This window comes from Corallococcus sp. AS-1-12 (assembly GCF_020036995.1).
Lineage (GTDB): Bacteria > Myxococcota > Myxococcia > Myxococcales > Myxococcaceae > Corallococcus.
Genome location: NZ_JAIQDD010000068.1, coordinates 1 through 5,733 on the forward strand (window position 1 = coordinate 1; position 5,733 = coordinate 5,733).

The 5,733-nt window shown below is 55.6% G+C and carries 2 tRNA genes and 3 rRNA genes; all 5 read right to left on the reverse strand.

Annotated features, from left to right (window positions below):
* Positions 1-30: 30 nt before the first annotated feature.
* Positions 31-147 (reverse strand): 5S ribosomal RNA (rrf, locus tag K8556_RS38470).
* Positions 148-328: 181 nt separating this feature from the next.
* A 23S ribosomal RNA gene (locus tag K8556_RS38475) occupies positions 329-3,295 on the reverse strand.
* Between the two features lie 292 nt (positions 3,296-3,587).
* Positions 3,588-3,660, reverse strand: a tRNA-Ala gene (locus K8556_RS38480).
* Positions 3,661-3,706: 46 nt separating this feature from the next.
* Positions 3,707-3,783 (reverse strand) — tRNA-Ile (locus K8556_RS38485).
* A gap of 212 nt (positions 3,784-3,995) precedes the next feature.
* Positions 3,996-5,533 (reverse strand): 16S ribosomal RNA (locus tag K8556_RS38490).
* The 16S, 23S and 5S rRNA genes sit together here with 2 tRNA genes alongside, the layout of an rRNA operon.
* Between the last annotated feature and the right edge of the window lie 200 nt (positions 5,534-5,733).

Consider the following 5,733-nt stretch of genomic DNA (forward strand, 5'->3'; position numbering starts at 1 on the left):
GCCTTGCGGCACCAGGGGCTTTCAAAAAGAATCCGGCAGCGACCTACTCTCCCACGCGGTTTCCCGCGGAGTACCATCGGCTCTGGAGGGCTTAACTTCCGTGTTCGGGATGGGAACGGGTGTGACCCCTCCGACATTGCCACCGGAAAAACGAATGACGGTGCATACGAAGGGTAAGTTGCAAGCTTCCGCTTGAGTGAAGCCTCTTCGAGAAGTCGAAGAAGCAATTGAAACAGCTGCCTTCCGGGCGGACGCGCTAGTGGCGTCCTGGCCTCGGCCTTGGCCCCGAGTCCCTTACTCCCCTTGAGGGGGCATGCAAGAGAATGGGGGAAGTAAGCCGCTCGACTTATTAGTACTGGTTAGCTTAACGCGTTACCGCGCTTACACACCCAGCCTATCAACGTGGTAGTCTTCCACGAGTCTTCAGGGGCTTGCGCCCGGGATACCTGGTCTTGAGGTCGGTTTCCCGCTTAGATGCTTTCAGCGGTTATCCAATCGGCACATGGCTACCCAGCGATGCCTCTGGCGAGACAACTGGTACACCAGCGGTGCCTCCAACCCGGTCCTCTCGTACTAAGGTCAGAGCCTCTCAAGTATCCTACGCCCACAGCAGATAGGGACCAAACTGTCTCACGACGTTTTGAACCCAGCTCGCGTACCGCTTTAATTGGCGAACAGCCAAACCCTTGGGACCTGCTCCAGCCCCAGGATGCGATGAGCCGACATCGAGGTGCCAAACCTCCCCGTCGATGTGAACTCTTGGGGGAGATAAGCCTGTTATCCCCGGAGTACCTTTTATCCGTTGAGCGATGGCCCTTCCATTCAGGACCACCGGATCACTATGACCTGCTTTCGCACCTGCTCGACCTGTCGGTCTCGCAGTCAAGCTCCCTTATGCCATTGCACTCGACGCCCGGTTTCCAATCGGGCTGAGGGAACCATCGCGCGCCTCCGTTACTTTTTGGGAGGCGACCGCCCCAGTCAAACTACCCACCAGACAGTGTCCCAGTCCCGGCTGACGAGACGTGGTTAGACACCAGAAATCAACAGGGTGGTATTTCACCGTTGCCTCCACCGAACCTAGCGGCCCGGCTTCAAAGGCTCCCACCTATCCTACACAGTCAATCCCTAGTGTCACTGTCAAGTTGTAGTAAAGGTTCACGGGGTCTTTCCGTCTTGCTGCGGGTAAACTGCATCGGCACAGCTATTTCAATTTCGCTGAGTCCCTCTCCGAGACAGTGCGGAAGTCGTTACTCCATTCGTGCAGGTCGGAACTTACCCGACAAGGAATTTCGCTACCTTAGGACCGTTATAGTTACGGCCGCCGTTTACTGGGGCTTCGGATCATCGCTTCGCCTTGCGGCTGACGAATCCCCTTAACCTTCCAGCACCGGGCAGGAGTCAGACCCTATACGTCGGCTTGTCGCCTTCGCAGAGTCCTGTGTTTTTGGTAAACAGTCGCTACCGCCATTTCTCTGCAACCTCTCTCGGCTTCGGCTGTACGCCTACACCTACCAGAGGCCCACCTTCTTCCGAAGTTACGGTGGAAATTTGCCTAGTTCCTTGGAGGAGAGTTCTCTCAAGCGCCTTAGGATTTTCTCCTCACCCACCTGTGTCGGTTTGCGGTACGGACACCCTGCAGACTCCCTGCGGGACTTTTCTTGGAAGCCGAGCATCAGCGACTTACCCCTTGCGGGGCGCCATGGGGTCTCGGGGATGACTGCCGCGCCTTTATTCGTACGCGACACCCCTACGCCTTTAGACTGACACAACCACCGGTCAGCTCGCCTAGCTTTCTCCGTCCTCCCTCAGTTCAACGTCTGCAAGATGGCGCAGGAATATTAACCTGCTTGCCATCACCTACGCCTTTCGGCCTCGGCTTAGGACCCGGCTAACCCTGGGAAGATTAACTTGACCCAGGAAACCTTGGGTTTACGGCGAGGGGGTTTCTCACCCCCTTTATCGCTACTCATTTCGGCATCAGCACTCCCAGTCGCTCCAGCGGCCTTTTCAGTCCACCTTCGCTGCAACTGGGACGCTCCCCTACCGCCATGCATGCCTGACATGCATGACCCGAAGCTTCGGCACTAGTCTTGAGCCCCGTTACATTTTCGGCGCGGCCTGTCTTGACCAGTGAGCTATTACGCTTTCTTTAAAGGATGGCTGCTTCTAAGCCAACCTCCTGGTTGTCAATGACCTGCCACATCCTTTCTAGTGTTCACTTAGACTAGATTTGGGGGCCTTAGCTGTCGGTCTGGGTTATTCCCCTCTTGCCAATGGACGTTATCACCCACTGACTGCGTCCCGGGATAACAATTGCCGGCATTCGGAGTTTGATACGGTTTGGTAATCTGGTGAGACCCCTAGCCGTTTCAGTGCTCTACCTCCGGCATTGAATTACCCGAGCCGATACCTAAATATCTTTCGGGGAGAACCAGCTATCACGGAGTTTGATTGGCCTTTCACCCCTACACACAGCTCATCCCAGAAATTTTCAACTTTCATGAGTTCGGTCCTCCATGCGGTGTTACCCGCACTTCAACCTGGCCATGTGTAGATCACCCCGCTTCGGGTTATAATACACGCAACTTAGCGCCCTGTTCGGACTCGCTTTCGCTCCGGCTCCACCTATCGGCTTAGCCTCGCTACGTATATTAAGTCGCCGAATCATGATGCAAAAGGTACGCTCTCGCACTGGCTTGCGCCGTAGTGCTCGAACTGCTTGTAGACATGCGGTTTCAGGTTCTTTTGACTCCCCTCACCGGGGTTCTTTTCACCTTTCCCTCGCGGTACTTGTTCACTATCGGTCGCCAAGGAGTATTTAGGCTTACCGGATGGTCCCGGCAGATTCAGACAGGATTGCACGTGTCCCGTCTTACTTGGGTAACCCGCTCAGCTCCAAAAGGCTTTCGTGTACGCGACTATCACGCTCTTTGGTGCGTCTTTCCAGGACGCTTCCACTAGCCTCTCAAAGTCCTACCGCGGACCCGCTACCCCACCGCCATTTGCATGACGTTGGTTTGGCCTCTTCCCATTTCGCTCGCCACTACTTTGGGAATCACTCATTGTTTTCTCTTCCTCAGGGTACTGAGATGTTTCACTTCCCCTGGTTTGCTCTGCAAACCTATGAATTCAGTTTGCAGTAACGCAGCTATTCGCCGCGCTGGGTTTCCCCATTCGGACATCTCCGGATCAACGTTTGGTTGGCAACTCCCCGAAGCTTTTCGCAGCCACCCACGTCCTTCATCGCCTCTTGGCACCTAGGCATCCACCGCACGCCCTTAGTAGCTTACTTGCCCTAATCTCTTGTCCAACGCCCGCCTCCCGGCGGATTGTCGAAACTCGGAGACCAAGGCCCAGGCCTCTGCTCTTCGCTAGCAGGCCCGGAAGACATTCTTTATTGCTGTTTCTCACTGCTTCTTCTTGTGTGGGAGACTTCGCTTTTGCCCCACTCGGCTGCCTCGCGGCGCCAGGTGAGACTCATTTCGAAGTCGGCACTTCTGTTGAGAACTTCACTCAGCAGAAATTGCAACTTACCCTTCGTATGCACTTGTCAAAGAACGTCCCTGCGACTTCCAGGAAACTTGTGGAGCTGATCGGGTTCGAACCGACGACATCCAGCTTGCAAAGCTGGCGCTCTCCCAGCTGAGCTACAGCCCCGACTCTCGCGTCGGCGTCCCATTCGCGTCCCTCCGTTGAGGGAGAATGGTGGGCCTAGGTGGACTTGAACCACCGACCTCGCGCTTATCAGGCGCGCGCTCTAGCCAGCTGAGCTATAGGCCCAAAGGGGCTAAAGCATCGGCAGAACCCTACAGCGTCCTTCATTCTCAAAGAGCCGAGCCAGCTTCGCTCGGTCCTTCAAAACCAAACAGCAAGCCCGAAGTTCATAATGGATTGTTTACCGGAAACATTGACCTAGAGATGACCTGACAGCCCGAAGGCTGCTGGTGTTGCCTACTCTCCCGAAGGATGAGTCCAACACCCGGTCTCCTTAGAAAGGAGGTGATCCAGCCGCAGGTTCCCCTACGGCTACCTTGTTACGACTTCACCCCAGTTACCGAGCACTCCTTGGGCATCTCTTGGTGAGATGACTTCTGGAGCAATCGACTCCCATGGTGTGACGGGCGGTGTGTACAAGGCCCGGGAACGTATTCACCGCAGCGTGCTGATCTGCGATTACTAGCGATTCCGCCTTCATGGAGTCGAGTTGCAGACTCCAATCTGAACTGAGACCGGTTTTCTGCGATTAGCTCCCCCTCGCGGGTTTGCAGCGCTCTGTACCGGCCATTGTAGCACGTGTGTAGCCCTGGTCATAAAGGCCATGAGGACTTGACGTCATCCCCACCTTCCTCCGGTTTAACACCGGCAGTCCCTCTAGAGATCCACTTGCGTGGCAACTAAAGGCGAGGGTTGCGCTCGTTGCGGGACTTAACCCAACATCTCACGACACGAGCTGACGACAGCCATGCAGCACCTGTCTCTCGGTTCCCTTGCGGGCACTCCCTCATCTCTGAAGGATTCCGAGGATGTCAAGACCAGGTAAGGTTCTGCGCGTTGCGTCGAATTAAACCACATGCTCCACCGCTTGTGCGGGCCCCCGTCAATTCCTTTGAGTTTTAGTCTTGCGACCGTACTTCCCAGGCGGAGAACTTAATGCGTTAGCTACGGCACCGCGGGGGTCAACTCCCACGACACCTAGTTCTCATCGTTTACGGCGTGGACTACCAGGGTATCTAATCCTGTTTGCTACCCACGCTTTCGCGTCTCAGCGTCAGTTACCGTCCAGGTGGCCGCCTTCGCCACCGGTGTTCCTCCCCATATCTACGAATTTCACCTCTACTTGGGGAATTCCGCCACCCTCTCCGGCACTCAAGCTCTGCAGTTTCGGGCGCACTTCCTCAGTTGAGCTGAGGGCTTTCACACCCGACTTGCAAAGCCGCCTACACGCGCTTTACGCCCAATAATTCCGAACAACGCTTGCACCCTCTGTATTACCGCGGCTGCTGGCACAGAGTTAGCCGGTGCTTCTTCTCCCGGTACCGTCAAGGCAAAGCGTATTAGGCTTTACGGTTTCGTCCCGGTCGAAAGTGCTTTACAATCCAAAGACCTTCATCACACACGCGGCGTTGCTGCGTCAGGCTTTCGCCCATTGCGCAAAATTCCCCACTGCTGCCTCCCGTAGGAGTCTGGACCGTGTCTCAGTTCCAGTGTGGCTGATCGTCCTCTCAGACCAGCTACCCGTCGTCGCCTTGGTGGGCCATTACCCCGCCAACTAGCTGATGGGCCGCGGACTCATCTGGTTGTGATAGCTTGTATACAGAGGCCACCTTTTCCCTCAGCCTCCGAAGAGACCGTGGGCTTATCCGGTATTAGCCAATCTTTCGACTGGTTATCCCAGGCATCCAGGCAGATTATCCACGTGTTACGCACCCGTGCGCCGCTCTACTAAGGGTTGCCCCTATTCGCGCTCGACTTGCATGTGTTAGGCACGCCGCCAGCGTTCGTTCTGAGCCAGGATCAAACTCTCCAATTGTATTCTTGGTTTGCTTGAACCGGCGTTCCCCGAGACCCGGCTAAGGAGTCTCGGCTCGCTGATTCGTCGGCACTTCCCTCTCGCTGCGCTTTTCAGCGCTGCTCTTGAGGTGAAGATGCCCTCAAAAAATTGACTGCGGTTTCCGCAATCCATTACTGCTTGGGCTTGCTATTTGGTTTTCAAAGACCGAGCCGCTTGTT